This window comes from Mesomycoplasma hyorhinis ATCC 17981 (assembly GCF_000383515.1).
Lineage (GTDB): Bacteria > Bacillota_I > Bacilli_A > Mycoplasmatales > Metamycoplasmataceae > Mesomycoplasma > Mesomycoplasma hyorhinis.
The window spans coordinates 14,883-36,651 of sequence record NZ_KB911493.1 but is presented as its reverse complement, the minus strand read 5'-3'; the positions used below and the strand labels follow the sequence as shown (position 1 = coordinate 36,651).

Genomic DNA, 21,769 nt, shown 5'->3' with positions numbered 1-21,769 from the left:
ATCATATGGAATTTGTTCAGAACCTAAATAAAAAGTCATTGTATTATTTGTAAAATCATAATCATTTCTATATGATAATGGATTTCCATCTTTTCCACCAAAGAAGTATAAATCACCTTTTTGGTTTATAAATGAAGCGTAAACTGCTTCAGGAAATGCAGTTTGAATTTGTGCGTCTGTATTTCGTTGATAATCAACTGTAACTGAATTAGTATAATTATTGTATCTTATATTTTTAATTCCAAATTTATTTTGATCAACATTTGTATTAAGATCAATATTAGAAGTTAGACCCAAAATATTACTATTTGAATTTGGATCATTTATTGCTCCAAATCATCAAGCTCCAACATTTACTGAAAATGGAGTTTGAATAGTGTTAATAAATTTAGAAGAATTTTTAGCAAATAATACAGGTTTATCTTTTATTGAAAGATTATCAAAATTAATTGAAAGTATTTTAGAAAGTACTTTTTGTCTTAGATTTAAACTATCAGTTCCAGAGCCAACTTGCAAGTTAATAATTTTTGAATTTTGCTGTGTTCCTGTGGTTTTTATTTCTCTTACATATGTATTAATTCTTTTTTCTATATCAGTGTTTGAATATGTACCGGAATCATCAAGAATGTTAGAAGGTTTATATTCTGAATCTTGTGAAGGATATTTATATCTAAAATTAATTTTAGAATTATTATTTAATGAATTTGTATAGTTTGGAATGTCTTCTGCATCAGTTGCACTAATATCACTATATTGTGCATTTACGTCAAATTCTCTATTATTTCCTTCACTATATGTAAGATTTCTAAAGTTCAAAATGGATTGTTTAGATTTTAGCTCTAATTGAATTTTATTGATAGTTTGTCAAGCTATTTGATTTCCATATTCTATATTTTTAGTCATTGTGTTATACAACTCACGTCTTCTTCAAGTAGGTGATAGTTCAGGATAGAGTTCTTCTTGTAATGTATTAATTTTATTATTTGGATCATATACTTCAAAAGAATAAATCATTTTTGCATCAGGTAAAAATGTTCCAGTAGTTTTTTCTAACACAAATCAATCTGGTGAATCCACATAAAGTGGATCAGTATTTTGAGCTGAATTACTATTTGCATCAGCGTAAGTGTGAATAACATCACTATTTAGATTTCCTACGCTCATTGCAGTCTTACGATCAAGATCTTCGTAATAAGAATACTTGAATCTAATTCTTTTGTTTTTGGTCTTTTGATTACTATTTTGAGACTCAATAGTTGAATTTAATGTTACTCAGTCTTTAGCATTACCTTGCATAAAGACTTTAACAGTTGTGGTTTTTTCAACTGAATTGTGTTCTATTTCAACATTGTCTAAAAATTTAACATTAGATTTTTTTTGATCTGTTCAAAATTCAAAGTTTCAAGCATTTGAACCATTATTGCTAACTGCTCCATTTGAAAGTAAACCAATTTTGTCTTTGGCTAATGCATCATTTTTATCGTAAAATACTAATTTAACAGGAGCAATATAAGTATTTTCTTCACCTTGTTCATTTGTTGTTTGCAATAATTCAATGGATTTTAATTTTGGTTGTGCTACTTTTGTTTCAAATAATAATTTATTAGAAAAGAACTTAGCAATATCATCTGATATTCTAGATTGTAGAGGTTGTTGCTGATTATTTTGAATTGATGAATCAACTAATTCAACTCCTTCAATTTTATATCTTGTACCGGAGTCAACATCAGGTCCTTGTAAATCAAATTCTGCTTCAAATGTATTAGGTGCAGTTTGAGTTACAGTTGTAGGAGGTTTAATAGTAGCTATGGTTTTTGAAATTTTTTGTAAACCTTCTACACCATCTTTGTATTCTTTGTATTTTAATTTAATTTGTTTTGTATTTAAATATTTATCCAACTCACCATTAAAAGTTAATTTTAATTTTACTGAATTAGCAGTATTAGATACTTGCATAATATCTTTGATTTCAAAATCTTTAGCTATGGTTTTAAAAGTTTTAGAAACATTTGGTTTAAATGCAATATTTACACCAGATGCACCTTTTAAAAACTGTAGTGATTCAATAGTATAAGATTTTAATTTATCTAAATGTGATAAGTAAAACTTAATTTGACCTGGATTTTGTGGATTTGGAACTACTTGTGAATAGTATTTTTGATTATTGTTATCACTTAATACTAAAACTACAGGTTCATTAATTAATTGAGGATCATATGAATTTAATTTAAAAGTTAATTCAGCACTAGTTTCATCTACTGTAGCATTAAATGATTCTATATTTGTAATTGTATAAAAATCTTTAGTAATATTTCCATTATTAGTAAGACCTTCTACTGTTACACCTTGTCTTACATCTTGTGAAGCACTTGAATTTAAAACTTGAATTTGTTCAATGCTGTACTCTGTAGCTGCTTTAATTTGATCAGAATTAGTTAATTCAACATCAGCGTAAACTAATCCACTATTTTGTTGAGCTTTATCTACATGCACTTGTACTACTTTATTAATTGCACTAGATGTTTGTGTTTGTTCTGATAAAGCATTTTTTTTAGAATTTAATTTAACATTTATATATTGATTATTTAAAAAATTATCAATTGTTTGAAAATAAATTCTAAATTTAGCTTTTACATTATTATCTGTATTATTTTGTAAATTTGCTTCAGTAGTTGCAAAATCAGAATAATTATAAACAATATTAGTTACTGTAGCTTTTGTTAAAATAGTGGAAAATGTAGCTGTTGAATTTTGTTCAATATTGTATTCAATATTATCAATAATTACTTTTTTAACTTTGTATTGTGTTCCTTTTTTTAATCCTCTTAAATTAAAAGTTAATATATTTTGATTAACATTTGCATTTGATAAATTAACATTTGCATTTGATAAATTAACATTTGCATTTGATAAATGAGTACGCGATGTAGCTACTTGGAAAATATCATTTTGATTAGTTTGAGCTAGAGTGGATTCTGCAAAAACAATATAGGCTATTTTGTTATCTTGGATTTGGTGTCCTAGATTTTTAAAACTTAATGTAACAGTAGCTGAATTTTCTTTTTTATTTGTGTAAAAAGTTTCAAATTGGGCTTTGGTTTCAAATAATTTGTCATTATTTTGGATTTTTACATCAAAAGTAGAATCATTTTTTTGAGCAATAATATTAAATTTATTTGTATCTAATTGATTTGCTTGAATTTCATTTTGAAAATCTGATTTAGAATTAATTTCAATTTTTTCAACTACATATTGAGTATTTACAGTTAATGGTTGATTAGTTTGACCTAATTTAAATTCAGCTTTATTTTCTTTTATTTCTACTTCATCGGATTCAAGAAGTTGTGAAGCAGAAGTACTTATAGCACCTACTTTTTTGTAAAATAATTTTGCTTTTCTTTTTACCCTAGTTAAATCTTCATTAGTATCATCAAAATATGCAGTAACTGTAGCTTGTGTTTCTTTTAATTGTGAATTAGCTAAATATTTTAATTCTTTTACTTTAGATTTAGAAGCTGGTGTTGTATAAATATTAGCTTGTGAAGTTTCTGGATTTTTATAAGATGACATTATAATGTTTTGATTATCATATGTTGTAGATAGAATCTTGTAAATAGAAGCTTTTTTATTTATTAATACAAATTCTACTTTATAGTTGCCATCATTATCAGTTGGGTTTAAATTAGTAATACTTTTAGCGGATGAAACAATTTCTACTTCATTAGTTGATAAATTTTTAACATATAAATTAAATTTATTTTTATCACTATCTTGCAAATTATAACTAGTTGAATAATAAGTTGCAATTGTAGTATTTACTGCTGTTGGGGTTTCATCAACTTGGATTTTGTAATCATAAGTAGAGATTCTAAGTGGTTCTATAAGTCTAGTTTCATTAATTTTTTTATTTGGATCTTGTGATTGTTTAAATTGAAAATTAAGTTGTTTAAGATCATCAGAAGGGTTTACTAATTCTATCTTTTTAATTCTATATCTAGTTCCTTCAACTAATTGATTTTGACTAGCGTATTTATTTTTTTCATTTTTTTGAGTTCCAATTGATTTTACTGTATTAGTGTGTTGGATTTGTTGTTGTTGGTCTATTTGTGATTCTACTAAAACAACTTTTTGTGTATCTGAAGTACTAGTTGTATCACCAGTTAAAGTGAATTTAACTGAAGAATTAATTATTTGGAAATTTTTCTGTGATAAAGTTTGAATATGTGTTATATCTTGACCAATTTGTCTACCATCTTCTGCAATTCTTTCATAAGTAATTTTAGCAGATGAACCATTTAAATAAGTATCATGTATATTGTCAAATTTAATGTCAACAACAGCAGTAGTACCTCTTGCATCTGGATAATCTACTTGAATATCTTGAATAGTAGCAATTGTTGGTTTTGTATAAAAATCACGATGATTTTGTTGATCAATTTGTTGATTTAACTCTAAATCATTTGCTTTAGCATCTGCTTGGTTATCATCACCTAATTTAACTGATAAAACTTTATAACGTTCGAGCACATTTAAACTTCTTAAATCAAAGTTTGCTTTGTATTGACCATTTGAATTAGCAATATGATTTGCAGATTTTAAAGTTTTAATTGAATTATCTTTTTGTGATTGATAAGTAATTCAAGCATATTTAGTTGTTAATTTAGTATCTTCTGAGTTAATTTGAATATTGATTTGTCCAGTTGAATTTTCTAAACGCTCTGCTTGAAGAGTTTCTACAATAGGTTGAGTTCTAAATTCAGAATCATCTGAAGATAAAGGAGTTGAAGCTGCAACATCAGAAGAATTTTGATTATATACATCTAAAGCAATTTTTGTATTTGCTAATTTGTTTGCATCTGCAACTTTAGTATTGTGAAAATCTATAGATTCAATTTTGTAAACAGCACCAGCTGTTAAATTTTGGTTTGTTGGATTAGTTGCTAATGATTGCTGATCTATTTCCACACTTGCAACACCTTCGTTATCGATAGTTACTTGTTTTGTAACATATGGATTTTGTGAAGGTGTTCCTGAAGTTTTTTTGAATTTAACTGAAATTGAATTTCCTAATAAGAAATAATCTTTTTGTGGATCAAATTGAATGTTAACCACTGCTTTATGCGCACTAGAATCTGTTTGAGTAACTGAAACTAATTTTGCTTGATTTGCTGTAGTATTAAATACTCTTTGATTTGATAACTTTGTAGTAGTTTGTGTTAAATCATGAGCTCAAGGAATTACTTCGTTGTTAATAAATAAATTATTAATATGATATTCTGATAATTTATCAAGATTATCCAAATTAAATTCTAAAGTATTATTACTAAAACTTGTTGGTTTTACTTCAATTATATTATTAGAGTGTTGAGAAGTTAATTCTAATCTAGTTACATCTTTTAATTGATGTTTAGCTGTAGAATCAAATCTACCTTCCATATCATTTAAAGTAATAGAAAATCTTGCTTTTGTATCAGCATTTACATCAGTAGTTCCATAATTATTAGATTTATTTACTGAACTAATAACACTTTGTGTATAGAAGTATTTTTTATTAGCATTTTGAGTAGTAAATACTTGATTTGTGTTTACAGAAATGTTGGTAGTGTGTCCAGCAGCATCATCTACTTCTAGACGAACAACTTCGTATTTGCTTCCTTCTGCTAAATCATTTAAATTAAATGAAACTGTTGAATCACTAACTTGTTGTGCTTGAGTGGATTTTTCACTTTGGTCTTGATTATTAGTACCTATTTGTTTGTAATATAGTTTTACTTTTTTAGTATCAATTAAATAATCTACTAATCTATCAAATTCAAAAGTTAGTTGATTACTTGTTGTAGATAATTTTTCATATTCAAATGAAGTTATAGAAACAGAAGTTCAAGAAGTTGTAAACTCTTTAATATGATTGGTTTTTGTTGTTTGTCTTTGGTTTAAAGTGTCATACTCTTTGGACAAAGGAATTGTGATTTCTCTTTGTGGGTTATTAACATTTTGAATTATTAATGTTGGATTTGAGTATTTAGTTTGTTTTTCTAGATGATTAAAAGTAAAAGTAGCAACATTATTTGAAATATTTGTTTGTGTTTTAGCTGAAATTCTACCTTCAGGACCATCAAAAGATAAAACAGCAACGTGATTATTAAATACTTGAGCTGGATCGGTGTTTAAATTTTTAAAATTAACACTTATAGTTGCACTATTTTCAGTTATATTTGTAGTTGCAATTGTAGATATAACCCCTAAAGTAGCAAAATTTGCTGCAGTAATATGTGCTATATTATTTTGAGTTCATTCTTTGTTATTTAATTTAAATACAGGATGCATTACATTTTGAGTATCATCTAAAGTAACTGGTTTGAGATTGGAAGTTGGAGTTATTTTCTCAATTCCTACTTCAAATGATTTAATTTCAAACTGTGCACCTTCTTCAAGGTTCTCTAAATCAGTACCTGCTTGATAAATACCATTTTTATTTGTTATTGTAACATCTTTTGTAATGGTTCAATTGTGATCTGTATTTTGGTTTTTAGCTGCAAAAACAATTTTTACTTGTTTATTATCTAAATAAAAATCAATATTAGAATCAAAAATTACACTAACATGTGCTGAAGTAGTAGTTATTTTATCTACTTTAACATCTACTAAATTAATTTCAGATATTGTTGTTGCAAATGCACTATTTGTTTTAGCTGTATCTGAAATATTAATTGAAGTATTACCTGAATCCGAAACTAAAAACACATTTTCAATAACATATTCAGAATATTTATCTAAATTATTTAAATTTATAGTGATTTCATGATTGGATACTTGACTTTGTGAAGTAACAGAAAAAACATTACCTGTTCTTACTTGTTTGTAAAATACTTGAATTTTTTTATTATTATAAAAACCTTCAGAATCAGCAAAATTAATTTTTACTTTAGCTGAATTTTGTTGAACCTCTGAAAATTCAAAACTTTTAATCTCTGATTGAGTATAAAATGATTTGTTATTTCAATCTTGTAATTTTAAATCTGGTTTTTGTGTATCAGTAATTGATTCAATTTGGTAAGTTGAACCTGAATCTAAATTATCAAAAATAAAATCAGCTGTTAAATCTTGACTAACTTGTACTTCTTTTTCAAGTGTAGCTGAATTATTAGCTACATTTGAATCTGGTTGAGTTTTTTTAAGTTTTATTTTAATTTTGTCTTGCTGTAAATAAGCATCTTTGAAATTATCAAAATTAAGTGAAATACCAATTTTGTGTAATGCTTTAATATTTTGATAAATATTAATAATTTTAGCATCTTGAGCTAATGTTTTTCACTTAATGCTTTCATCAGTTTCTTTATTTATTTTTTTATTTCAAACAAGATTTTGGAAATTATAAACAACATCAACAATTTTATAATCAGTAAATTTAGTTAAATTTCTAAGCTCAAATTTTAAAGTTTTATTTGTTTGATCATAAGATTTTTGTTTTTGGGTAAAAATAGTTTGATCTGAAAGTCTTTGATACACTAAAGTTGCATCTTGAATATTTGCTGTTTTTGGATCTGAATTTTCAAGTGCAACTGAAATATCAATTTGCTCTTGAGCTAAATTTTCTTTTTTAAATGAAAGAACACCTAAATATGTATAAAACTCAGTTTGAGTGTTAGCATCATTGGTTTTTAATTCAAATTTTGTATCTGTAATATCAGTTTGTGATGGATCTACTTTAATATCTACTAATTTATATTTAGTTCCAGCTTCTAAATCTTTTAATTTAAATGAAGTATTAAGACCCAATCCAACGTGAGTTGCTTCTGATTCAATAAATGAACCATCTGATTCTTTTTGATAAATTAATTTTAATTTTTTATTAATTAAAAATAAGTTAGAACCTAAATCAAAAGATACATCCACACTTGCAGTGTTGGACATGATGTCATTCACTTTTGCAGTAGAAATTATCACTTTTTTATGTAGAGTTGTAAAAGTATTATTAGGAAGTTCTGCTAATGTAGAATCAGTAAAGTTAGCAAGTATTGGATCTAAATAAACATTTTTAAGTGCATAAGTAGTTTTTTTCTGTAAATTAGTTAAATGAAATTCAGCTACTACTTCACCATTTTCTTCTTTTACTTGAGCATCTGCAAAATCATTAGAAATAATTGTTGGATCTTGTGATTCATATAAAAGTTTTACATTTCTTGTATTGTGATTTTGTAATTGTTCTTTTAAAAGTGATTTTGTATAATCACCAAAAATTAATTTAACTGTTGCTGAAGTATCATCAAGGTGATTAATTTCAATTTTTTGCACAAAGAATTTAGTAGCAAATTGATTTGAGCTTAAATCATTTTGTTTTGAAACTGGATCAAAATTTAATTCAATTTTTCTACTTGGATCATCCACTAAATGAATGGAATCAAGTTGGTATTTTAATCCATTGTTAAATTGAATTAAACTAAATTTAATATTGTAATCTTGAGCTTTAGCTGGTCTTGAAGAAATAATTGGTCCAAAACCATCTTTAGCTGTTGGATCAGCTGGTCCTGTGTAATTTAATTGTTTATATTTTAAAATGAATTCATGTCCATTTAATCAAGCAAATAAAGGGGTAAATCCAATATTGTATTCCACTGAATTGGTTTTGGTTTCAGGAAATGATTTAATAAATACTGCAACATCGACTTCAGTGGCTCTAAATGATCTTTTAGATGCATCTTTTGTAGTTTCAAGTGTTTTATCAAATAAAAGTTTTTTAACATTAATGTTAGCAGTAGAACTATCTTGTGTTTGTGCCACATTTGAATCATCAAAATAAACAACTTGGTTATTTTTTAATAATAATTTAACAGAATCAACAAAATACTCAGTTTTTTGGAATAAATCTGTTGCGTGGAAACTAATGGTGTAAATATTTGTTTTAGTTGAATCTTTTTTAACAAATCCTGTAATTTTTTTACCTGAAATTGGACTTAGAGTTAAAGAAGCTTCTTGATTTTCGATCAAAGCAGGATCTAGTGCTGAAGCAAAAGTTACATTAATGTTGGCACTATTTGTGCTAACTTGATCAAATTCAATATTTGTAATTTGTGTTGTAGATTCAAAATATCTTTGTTTGTCATCTAATTTAAATTCAATTCCTTGTGTTGGATTGTTTTTATCAACAAATGCATCAGCTACAAATACTTTTTGAATGCGGTATTTGCTACCTGGTTCTAAGATATTTTGTGAATTAGAACCATCTAATTTAAATTCAGCAATTTTAGAAGTAATTACTGAATCCAGTGTAAATAATTTAGGATTAGTACTTGTGTCATCTACTCTTGAATATTGTAATTTAACTCTTTTTCCTTCTAATGAAGTTTTATTATCATCATTTTCATCAAAACTTAAAATCAAGCTTTTAGAATAATCATCAATTTGGTGTGTACTAATATTGTTGACTCAAACAGTGTTTTTATTTGTTTGAAAACTTCTTTGCTCTTCTGATAAATGATTGTAAATATTTTCAACTTTTTTAGAAACAAAGGAATCAGGTGCAACTTGATCAATTATTTTTACAGATTCAATGACATATTTTCGATTTGGTGTTAAGTTTTTAATAAAGAATAAAGCTTTTTGATTTGAAACTGTAGCTGAATCAATATAAGAAGTTATACTCTCTTGTGAGAGATTTTTTGCTTGTGTTTGATTTGAATTAGATGTAGTGTCATCTTCGTTATTATTAATATTTATATAATGATATTGTAAAGCTACTCTTTTATTTTCTAATGATTTTATTGAGTCATTAAAATTAACTTCTAATCCAGCTTCTTTATTTGAAATAACATTGAATTTAATTTCTTTTACTGATGCTTTTGTTAAAACATAGTTTTGACTATGTTGAGCAAATGCTAAAGTCTTTTTAACTTTTCTATGTTTGTAAAAATTATTTTGTGTTTCTACTTGAATGTAATATTTACTTCCGGCTTGTAATTGAGTTTGATCTTGAGGTTGAACATATCTATATTTTCTTGCGAAATAGTCATATTTTGCCAAAGAGGTCAATACTTGCTGGCCTTGTTCGTTAAATAAATGTACATTTAAATCTGCATAATTTAACTCATATGCATCTTGATCAGGAAGTTCAAAGCTAAAATCAACACTTTTATCTGTAGTTAAATCATCAAAGTTTTGTTTAAGATCAATTACTTTATACTGAATCCCTTTTCAATTCTTAATTAAATACGGAATTAAAAAGACAGTACCTAATGAAGCTCCAGCAATGGCTAAAGAAACAATAGCTAATGCTTTTTTCTTAAAAGATTTATTGTTCATACTTTACTCCTTAAATAATTAAATAAAATGGTTTTATGTGATGGTTAATTAATTTGAATGGTTCTATGAATTGTGTAAATTTTTGTAGGATCTATTAAAAACTGACTTGGAGTATAATCAGCACCTCAACCATTTCCATCAGTTCTTTTTACTCATACTCCTAAAAATGTTAATTTTTTATTATTAAAAGTATTAACTTTCAATGAAAAATTAAGTATTACTTCATTTTGATTTGTGAATATACCAGCTCTAAACAAGTTACTTGGATAATCTAAATCATCGCCAGCAAAATATAAATGTCCACTTTCATCCATAAACACAGCTAAAGCAGCTCAATTATTTCAACCTGATGGTGCTGAAAAATTATTTGGTCTAGATAAAAATACTTTAACATTATTAATTGAACTTGCAGTAGAATAAGTTCACTTTTTAATATATAACTTACTTGTCAATTTTTGATTTATTACATTATTTGAACTTGAAGTATTATTTGATGAATAACTCAATGATTGCGAATTGCTTTGGTTAGCCTTAATAAGATCTATTGGATTAGAGTTTTTTCGTAAATCATTAAAATTTCCATTAGTAGGACCAATAAATTCATTTAAATTTGTAACTGGATCAATTAATCATCTTTTTCTTCCACTTGGATTATAAATAGTTAAATTAGATGTTGTGCTATTGTGTGTATCTTCTAATATTTTGATTTTACTTAATTCTAACTCAGCTATACTAGAACCATATTGATTTAAATTAACTGAATTTAAATCATAAAAAAAGGTCACAAATGCATAATTATCACCAAATACTTGTTTGTTATTAACATCTCCAGGATTTTCTTGTCTTTTATAGTCAGCAGCTGATAATGTTCTAACATATTTAAATGATCCACTAGTAGTCAAAGAATTATTAATTGATATTCTAGGCATGCGTATCATATTAGGACTATTTAGATCGGCATGTTCATCAAAAATTCTAGGTATAACTTTATTACCTGCTCACACGTTTTCTTGAGTAGCATTAATTAATCTTCGATTATAACTACTATTTGAAACTTTTAAGTCACCTGGATTAAAGTGTAAATTAAAGGATTGACTATTAACTTTTTCAAGTGTTAATCTATCATTGGCTCACTTATTTTCTTGATCATTTGTAGTTTTGATCAAACCAGTTGGATCATAAACTGCAATTGTAAATCCAAATAAATCTTTGTCATAATTAACTGTTGAAGTTGCTTGTTCAATGTATAACTTTGGTTTAATTTGGGTTTTGATTTCTTCACCATACACTGTTTTGGTGATACCATCTGCATTCTTTAAATGAGATGTAAATGCGTCAGAAAAGACTGCATCATCAAAACTATTAGCAGCTACTCATAAATAAGATGCACGTACAACAGAAACTTTAATGTCTTTATTAATTAAATTTTTAATATCACTAGCTTCTAAATCAAAAGAAAGTATTTTTTGACCTGGAGTTTGATCAAATGAAGGATTTTTCACATCATAACCATTTTGTGATGCACTATTAGTATTATCTTTTGTTCAATTTAAATATAAATTTGTATTATTAAATGAAACTTTAATTACTGCTTTTTCCATAAATCAGTTTTTTGTATTTCCAATAAATTGTTTATTTGATTTTAAAGTATCATTTGGATCATTAAATTTTAATTTTAAAGTTGTTTTTCATTTACCACTTTGATATGTAGTATCACCAGCAGATAAGTTTTCAACTGTTGGATAATCATAAATAGTTTGGAACAATATCTTGTTATTATCATTTCCATTAGTTCCGTCAATATTAGTATTAGTTTGTGTACCATTTAAAACAGCAGCATCATTTGCACTTGGTATACCAACAGCAATTTTTCTTGTATTTCTGTTTTGAGAAACCTCTGTAATAGCTGTTACTTGGAACTTCTTACCTTCTTGAATATCAACTTTAACATTTGGTCGATCTGTTGCAGATATATAATTTTTACTAATATTAAATTTTAAAATATTTTTTCCTCTAAGTGATGTTCCACCAAATGAGTCTTGATAATCATTTCTTACAGTTGCAAATTCATCTGATTTATAAGTTTTATTAGTCTCAATATCTTTAAATTCTAGATGATATGAGTGACCTTTCATAATTTGTGCATTTAACTTGTTAACTTCTAAAATAACTGATGTGTTTCTAGGATTGAAAATATCAACTGCTTGAATATTTTTTTCAAAATCCACAACATCTCCAGATGTTTGAAAATGTTTTTTGGAAGCTTTTTCTCTTCCTTGATTAAATTCAGCATCAAAGTTAATTACTGGATTAGTAGTTGATTGTGCATTTTGAGCTGGATTTAATAAGGTAACTGATTCAACAGAATAATTAGTTCATTTAACTAAAGAAGTTAAATTAAATTCAGCATATACTTGTGAATGTGTATTATCAAATTTTACTTGTGCTTCTACTTCTTTAGTTGCTGATTGTGGAGCATTGTTTAAACCAATGGTACTTCCTTGTTTAATTGTTAATTTTACATTATTAGTATTATTATTGCTTACTAAAGTTTTTTCTCTATCAGCAAAAACAACTTTAATATTAGCTGTGTGATCCAATGCTCTTGTTACCATATTATTGTTATCATTTGGATTTGCAATTTGTGCTAATTGAATATCACTTACTTCTACATTAGTGTAGAACTCTTTTCTATTTGCAGTATTTATATTATATGTGTTTTGAATTGTAGGATCTTGTGAAACAGAAATTGAATTTTTAAGTGAAATAATTTTGTCTATTTCGTATTTAGTACCTGGTTGTAAATCACGTAAATCATATTCAATTTCTAATTGGCTATTTTTATTTGTTAAACGAGATGGTTGAGTAGTAAAGATTATGTTATCATTTGCATTTTTATAAACTAATGAGATATCATCATCATTAGTTAATAAGAATTTATTATCTTCTTTTAATGTTACTTTTACTTTTGCTGATGTTGAAGTAATTTGCTCATAATGCAAATTAATAATATCTGCAGTAGTTGCTAAGACATTGAATTTCTTTTCATCTTCTGTAATATTTGTAGCAAATTTAATTGCTGAAGTTTGTGAATTAAAAGTATGTTCTAATTTTATGATTTTATATTGACTACCTTTTTGTAGCTGATCTAAATTAAAGACAACTTTATTATCACTTGCAATAAAATTAGAATTAGTATGTAGCTCTGGAGCTCCAGAAACAGTAGTTCCTTCTTTGATTAACTGGTAAGTTAATTTCATGGATTGACTATTTTTTATTAACTGGTTATTATTATTTAATTCAATTGTAATATTTGCTTGTTTTTCAACAGTAGAAACTGAAGAAATAGATTTAATTGATGTATTAGTTAATATAGTGTTTTGAATTGTTGGTTCTGGATTAGTAATAGTAACTGGGATAACTTGTAATAATTTAGAATCAGTGTTTCTAAGTGAATCTTTTAGTTTTAATTGAATATTAGTTATTTGATATTGTTGACCATTTGATAAATTAGAAACTTGGAATTGTTGATTATTTTGTGTTAAATTGGTTCAACTAATTTGTTGTTGTGCTTCTGATTTATCTACAGCTTGATAATTAATAAAAACTTCATATTTATTAAAAATATTTTTTTCATTTTCATTTACTTGTAAAATAAAGTTTCCAGTTGTGTCTTGATTTTGCATATTTGCACTAACTGCTATATTTACATTATCAATATCTGTTTCAAATTTTTTCTGATCAGCATTAAAGTTTGTATCAAAATTATATGCAACTTGTTGATTTGAGCCTTGTGTTTCTAATTTAATTTCTTGAATTTCATATTTTTGAACTTTATCTAAGTTAGTTAAACTAAAAAGAAATTGTGAGTTAGATTGTTTAATTACATTAGTAACTTGAGTTGTTTGTGTTTGACCTTCTTTTTTATACACAATTGTTGCAGTATTTGTAAATTCTTTATTTTGAGAATTAGCTAAAGTTACTAAAACATTAGCTGCTGTTTCAGATGTGCTTGTTTGAATTTTAGAAATTGCTACTTCTGTTTTAAATATTTGATTATTTTGTTGACTTGGATCAATATCAATTAGTGTAGAGATTTGATTAGAGGTTAATCCTTTTGCATTTTCTTGTTCTTGATTAGTCATAAAAAGACCATCAATTTTATATGGACTACCTGCACTTAGATCATCTAAACTATACTCAACTGTATATTTTGAACCATCTTGAGTTACTGTATGTGATTGAGTTGAATAATAAGAATTACCTTCTAATATAGCTGTATATTTTAAATATAGCTGTATATTTTTATCTTTTAAGAATTTATCTTTAGCATCGAATTCTAATTTAACTTTGGCTTTAGAAATTTTTTCTTGATTTTGTAATTGATTTGATTCATCTATTATTTTTGTAATTGTTGCATGTTTTGCACTAGTAGTAAATTCTTGTTGGAATAAATTATGAGAATTAGAACTAGTTTGGGTTTCTTTTTCTAGTTTTAAATCTTTTTGATTTTGTTTTAGACGAACTTCAGCTACTTCATATTGAGTATTTTTATCCAAATTATCTAGTGAAAAAATAGCCCTACTACTACTACTACTACTACTACTACTGATAACTAATGCATCTTGTGACTGTAGCATTTGATTTGGTTCATTTTTCTTATGAACTTTTAAAGATAATATTGAACCATTAAAAATACCTGAAGTGTCATTTAATTCAACTTCAACTCTTGCACTTGTATCACCTATTTCATTTGATGGAATTGAAATTTGTTTAATAGAAGTTAGTGTGGTAAATATTTTTTGAGTTGGTAAAACACTTGGACCAAATTCAATTCTTACATTTTCTGGATTATCAGCATTAACTTGTTCTTGTTGAAAAGTTTGTGTTTGTGTATAACGAATTCGATTAACTTTTTGACCTTGTTGATATTCAATGGATGTAATCTCATATTGACCAACTTCTAGATTTAGTAAATTAAATTCTGCTTTGTATGTATTTGTTTGATTATCTTTTGTTGCAGTAGCAGTTATAGTAGTTAGAGCTGAAGAAGTTTTATTTACATTTCTGTATTTTAATTCTACTTTAGTATACTGATCTAAGTAGTTATTATCTGCAGTATTAAAACTTACTTCTAAATTCGCTGAATTAGAAGTTATAGATTTGTATTCAATATTAGTAATTGATTGAGTTTTAGGTATAGTTTTAAAAATTTGTCCTGTTTTTTCTGATTGCAATAAAGCACTTTGATTAGTTTTTTGAAGTTCTTGATCTAAATTTTGGTGTTTTTTCTCAAAATTTTTAACTAAATCACTAGTTGGGATAAAAATTGAATCATCATTAATTGTTGCATTATTTTTATCACTTGGTTTTCAATATAATCCCAAAATTTTATAGTTTTGGTATTTATCTAAGTTAGATAAACTAATTTCTACTCTTGAGTTCTTAACTTCAAATTCACTTGAGTGTAATTCCTGCCCTTGGATTTGTTCTTGTTGGTTAGAAATATTAACTTTTTGATATTTTAAAACTACTTTGTGTCCTTCTAATTTTCTTGGTGTATCTTTGAAAAATACATCAATGTTTCAATTAGTTTCTGAGTTAGGATCTGATTTATTTTCAATTCTTGAAACTGCAGGTAATGTACCAAAAATTTTGTTCTTTTGCGAAGTATCATCAAAAGAAATTTTTAAATCTGAAGTATTAGTTTGTTTAGTATATGAAATACCTGTAACAATAATGTTAGATCCATATGGTAAATTACTTAAATCTGCTTCAAATTTTTTAGATTGTTGTTGATAAACTAAATTAGCACTTTGAATTTGACCACTTCCAGAAGCTAAATATCTTAGCTGTAAGTGTTGTGAATAAGTATTATTTGTATTTAAAAATGAATCAGCTTGATCAAAAGATACTAATACTTTAGCAGAATAATTAGTAACTGAAGCAAATGATAAACTACTTGTAGTTGCAGTAGTAGGCATTACATGAAATGTTCTTTCTTGTTCAGTTATAGCGCTTCCTGGTTGTCCATTTTGTCCAAGTTTTCAAAGATAAAAAGAAGTAAATGTAGCTGTTGTACGCTTAGTACGATGTGTTGTAGGTGTAGCATCTGTTCATTCTACTGATTTTATAACATAAGTTTCATCTTTAGTTAGATTTGATAATTCAAGTTTTGCATTTGAGTTAACAATATTTACTTCTTGAGACTCTATACTTGTGCCTAAATTACTTTTTCTTTCATAAGTAATTCTTAGTTTTTTACCTTCAAAACTTCTTGCATCTGAGGAGAAGTTTTTAAGTGGATCTTTAAGTGAAATGTAAATGGTACGAGCAGTTTCACCATTGTTAACAATCTTAATTCCTGTAACAACTGGTTTAGTTACTAATAATCTTCGTTCATCAGTTATATTACTTGCAAAGAATATATTTTTAAGTTTTGGATGATTTTTAGCTTCTTGAGCATTTGAAACATCTTCTATTTTAACTATTTTGTAAATAGTTGCTGGTTCAAGATTTTGTAATGAGTGATCATCAATTGCTGCAGTTCCATTTGAATTTATTACAGTTGCTTCTACAATTGTATCTATTGCATCTTTAGCGTTTGCTTTTAAAGTAATTTTTAATTTTCTTCCAACTAAGAATGTATCAGTAGCTTTAAAATTTAATTTAATAGTTGCTGAGTTTTTTTCACTATTTTGAACAAAAGCTGTTGTTGTATCAATTGAAGAAACTTCAGTAGTTCAAGGATTTAAATATTGTTCTTTTTTAGCAATATCTAAAGCAGTAAATCCTGCTAATTCAGTAAATTGAGTACCTTGTGAATCATTTGAAATTTCAATTTTTTCAATTTTATAATTTTTAGCTTTAGTTAAACCATCTAAATTAATTGAAAAATTTGAATTTTGAACAGCAACAAGATTAGTACCTGTGGTTTGAATTTGAGCTCCTGGATTGTCCTTATCTTTGTAAGTTATTCTAGCTTTTCTATTGTTAAAAGAACCTGAGTTATCATATAATTTAAAATTAATTTTAAATCCTGTTTCAGTTGGTTGTTCTCAATTAATAGTTTCAATTGAAGGTGTAGGAACAAAGAAACGTTTTTCTAAATTAGCTTGTGAATCAACTGCAGTTGAAAAAACAATGCTAAAATCATTGTTTTTACCATCAATTGGTTTCTGAGGATCATCTACTAATTCAACATTTAAGATTTGATATTTATCTCCTGATTTTAATTGATCTAGATCAAATTCAACCACTTTTTTAACATCACTATTTTGTTGTACTTCAACTGGATTTGCAATAATTTCTTTCTTGTTTTGAGCATCTGAAAGATTAGTGTAAGTAATTTTTACTTTTTGACCTTGAATAAATTGTGAATCTTTATCAAATGTTAATTTAACTTTAGTTGAATTTGTTTGTGTATCTAAAAACTCAACTTTTTCTACTACTGCTTTAGAAGCAGTTACCCTAAATGTGGAATTATTGATAATTTCTTTTTCTTGATCTTGTTTAGTTGGACGTAAGATATCAGCAAAACTAGTAGGTTGTTTTTTATCTGCTACTTCTATTTTAGTTATTTTATACTGATCTGTTTTTGATAAATTATCAAAACGGAAAGTATAAAAAGGTAAATTATCTTCTACAGTTAATTCCTTAGTTAAATTTGTATTTTGTTGATTTGTTATAGTAACTTTTATTGCTTTTTTACCAATGATTTCTTGTGCGCTATCATTAAATCTTAATGTAATTTTAGCTGTTGCTTCTTTTGAAGTATCTACTTGAACATCTTTTAAAGTTGCTTTTGTTGTTAAGATTTTGTGATCATTGTCAACACTATTTGTGTAAAAGATAATGGGTTCACTATCTTTTGTAGCTTTTTCAAAAGAAACAATATTATATTTACTTCCATCGTCTAGATTTTGAAGATTAAATGTTGCTTCATCATTAGAAACTGCTTGTAAAGTAGTTGTTTGTATTAATAAAGTACTTGCTGAACCTAATTTTCGATATGAAACAGTTATTTTTTGACCATTTAAATATGAATCTAAAGCATTTAATTTTACTTTAAATGTAGCAGAGTTTTTAGTAGTTGATTCATTAGTAATTGAATCAATATTTGCTGTTTTTGGTATGGTATTAAAATATTGAGATTTTTGTTTTTCTTGATCAGTAGTTACTAAATCTTTTTTAAATGGAACGTATTTGTGATTATTTGCATCTGCTAGTGTTGTTACTTGAGTTTGGCGTGGATTATCAACAATTTCAAGACCTTGATTTTCGATTAATTGGTATTTACCTTTTTTAACTAAATCAGTTAAGTTAAATACAACTCTGTTATTAATAATCGGAGCTACTAATGAACGTTGTTCTTGTTGTGGTTGATTTAAGATCACACCAGTTTGTTCCATTAATTTATAATTTAAAACTGCGTATTTGTCTTTATATTCACCTAAAGCATCAGCTAACTGGATAACAACACCAATTGTTCTTTCAATATCATTTTTATAGCTAATATCTAAAATACCTGATGAAGTAAAGAAAGCTTTATCAGTTGTTTTAATATTTTTATCAAATAATATTTGAGTTAAAAGTGCAGAATCTTTATTAGTATTTGTTTGATTTGGTGCTAAATCTGATTTTAATTTAATACTATTAATAATATATTTAGTGCCTAATTCTAAATTAGTTGCTTTAAATTCAAGTTGTGGAGTGTCAGGGTTTGTTATTGGTTGTTTTAATTTTGTTTCTACTTCTTTGGTTTCATTTGAACCTAATTTGTTGTATCTTAAAATTACTGTTTTATTTTTTAAGATATCAGTTGCATTTTTAGAAAGTGAAACTGTAATTGTAGAATTATCTTGATCACGATGTATGTTTTCAATTTTAGTAACACTAATTGTTTCAGCTACAGTGGAGAAGAATTTTTTATCATTATCTAAAGCTGTAGATACTGCTAAAATGTCTTTATCTTTTTTAGAGCTAGTGTAATTATCTAGAACTTCTACTTTAGTAATTTGATAAATTCTTGCACCTGTTAAGTTTTTAATTTCTAAATTGTTTATACCATTTTGGAAAATGGTTGCATCCACAGAATGTTCTTGTGTGTCAGCGGCATTATTTGTTGCGTTGTTGTTTCCACCATAAAGTTTGTAATATACTTTGGCTCTAATTTTTTTGTTTTTGTCTTTAGTAAAGAAGGAATTTGGAGCATCCTCTGGATATGCATTGTCAAAAACAATATTTAAATTTGCTGATGTTTTATTTTGTGTAAATATAATATCTGAAATTACAGGTAATGTGTAAAACAATAAAGAAGTTCCATCCATTAATGGATTAAATGTAGTTTCTAGATTATTTAAAGATAAGTTTTTCTTATTTAAGTTTTGTTTTGGAACTAATTTTAATCCTTTGATGATAAATGCATTTCCACTTTGTAATTTATCTAAAGAAAAATCAATTGTAAACTTACCATCTGCTTCTTTTTTAAAATCTTGATAAGTATCAGAAGTTAAGAAGTTAGTTTCATCTTTAACATCTTGTGCTGCAACTACAGCGTATTGCAATTGTGCTTGATAGTATTCTAGGAATTTATCATCGGCTTTGAATTCCAATTTGGTTTTAATTGCAGTTTCTGTGTTATCAGAAAAAGTAATTTTTTGAATTTCTGCTGATTTTACATTTGTTTTAAATGTTTTTTCTTTATCATCAAAACTAGAAGCAAAATCAAGTACTTGTAGTTGTGGTTTTTTAGTACTTACATTTAAAAAATCTTCAACTTCGATTTTTTCAATTTGGTATTTTTGTAATTTTTTAAGATTTTTTGGTTGAACTCTTAAAATTGAACCAACAAGTTGTCCTTCTACTACAAGTTCTGGTTGCCCATCTACTGTTCCGTCTTCTTTTACTTCTTTGTAGAAGATTTTTGCTTTTTTATTGTTTAATGATTCTTGTTTATCCACAAATTCAACTGTAAGATTTGCAGATGTTTCAGCTTCTTCATTTCTAATGCTTTTTACTACTGCTTGAGTGTAAAAATTAAAGACTTTATCATTATCTAGTCTAACATTAACTTCTTTGTTATCTTTTGTATAAATTCTAGAAATTCCAAATTTACCACCTTCATTCAAGTCGGTAATATGAATATTTTTTATCTCATAAACATTTTTGGAGTTATCAGCCTTTTTTTCAATTGTTAGATTTGGAATAGCTCTAAAAGCATAACTTCCATCTTCGTTTTGTCAGTAATATTCAACAATTACTTCTTTGGCATTAATTGTTGGATCAACTGTTTCAAAAATTAAAGAAATATCTGCAGTGGTAGATGTCATTGCAGTTTGTTCAATTTGAGATAATGTTGCAAAAGGTGCTGAAGTTGAAAATAAATTTGAAGCTTTAGATGAGAAATCAATTTTTTCTCAGTTAGATGGAATATTTTCCAACGCTTTGTCTTTAAAATAAACACCTAAAATTTCATAATCAGATGCTCTTTTTAAGTTATCTAAACTAAATTCAACAAAATGATTATTTTTTCTGTTATCAGTTGTAGTTAAAACTTGAGTTAACTTAGTAGAACTCTTTGCTTCGTCAGATTTTTGTTTATATTCAACTCTAATTTCTTTGTCTTTTAAGATATCTTGTTGATCAGAAAATCCCAATTTAACTGTAGAAGAAGAAAGATGTGTTGAAAATAATGAAAAACTAATTTCAGGTTTAGTAACGATGTAATTTGCATTTTGACTAAATACAAAATTTACTAAATCAGATTTTCTATCATTTAGATTTAACAATCTGATGGTGTATAAACTACCAGCGTCTAAGTTGTTTGTTTCAACACTAAATTTTTGTTTGTGTTCTAATCATTTAACTGCTTTTTGTTCTCTGATGACATTATTAGAGTCTAAAAAGAGCATTACAAATGATTGATCAACATTTTTTTTGAGTTTAGAAATTAAACCTGCTTGATTTGACTTAAGATCAAAGTTAAATTCAGCTGAATGTCTTGAAACATTAAAAGATTCAAAATTCTCTACTTGAACTTCACTACCAGTAGCAATTTTGAATAAAAATGGAAGTGATGCAACTGATGCTCCTAAGAGAACTCCAGTTGCTGCTATTGTTGTTCTGAGTTTTTTACTTGAGTTTTTTATGACGGTTTTTTTTGACATATTTTACCTTCTTATTAATGTTTATTAAATTGTTATTAATGTGATAAAATTTGTAAACTCATAGTCTTTTTAATTTTGACTACTATTTATATTCATAAAATTCTATCATAATAGCTTGCTAAAACAAGGACTTTGCCAAAAAAAAAAAAAAAAAAGCAATGTCAAAAAAGTTTTATTTTCAAGCAAAATAAACAAACAAACTGATTATAAAAAACATTTAAAAAATGAACAAATGAAGTAATTTTTACTGTTTTTTTACTTCTTTATTTGTTTATTTTGCTCGAAAGTTTATAATTAAAAAA

General features: G+C 26.3%; 2 protein-coding genes. Both read right to left on the bottom strand.

Annotated features, from left to right (window positions below; translation table 4 throughout):
- A partial coding sequence (locus tag F801_RS04040; protein WP_020104605.1) for a hypothetical protein occupies window positions 1-10,299 on the bottom strand: 10,299 nt, incomplete at its 3' end.
- 44 nt (window positions 10,300-10,343) lie between these two features.
- Complete coding sequence (locus tag F801_RS0102500; RefSeq protein WP_020104604.1) at window positions 10,344-21,467, bottom strand: hypothetical protein; 11,124 nt, start codon at window positions 21,465-21,467, stop codon at window positions 10,344-10,346.
- Between the last annotated feature and the right edge of the window lie 302 nt (window positions 21,468-21,769).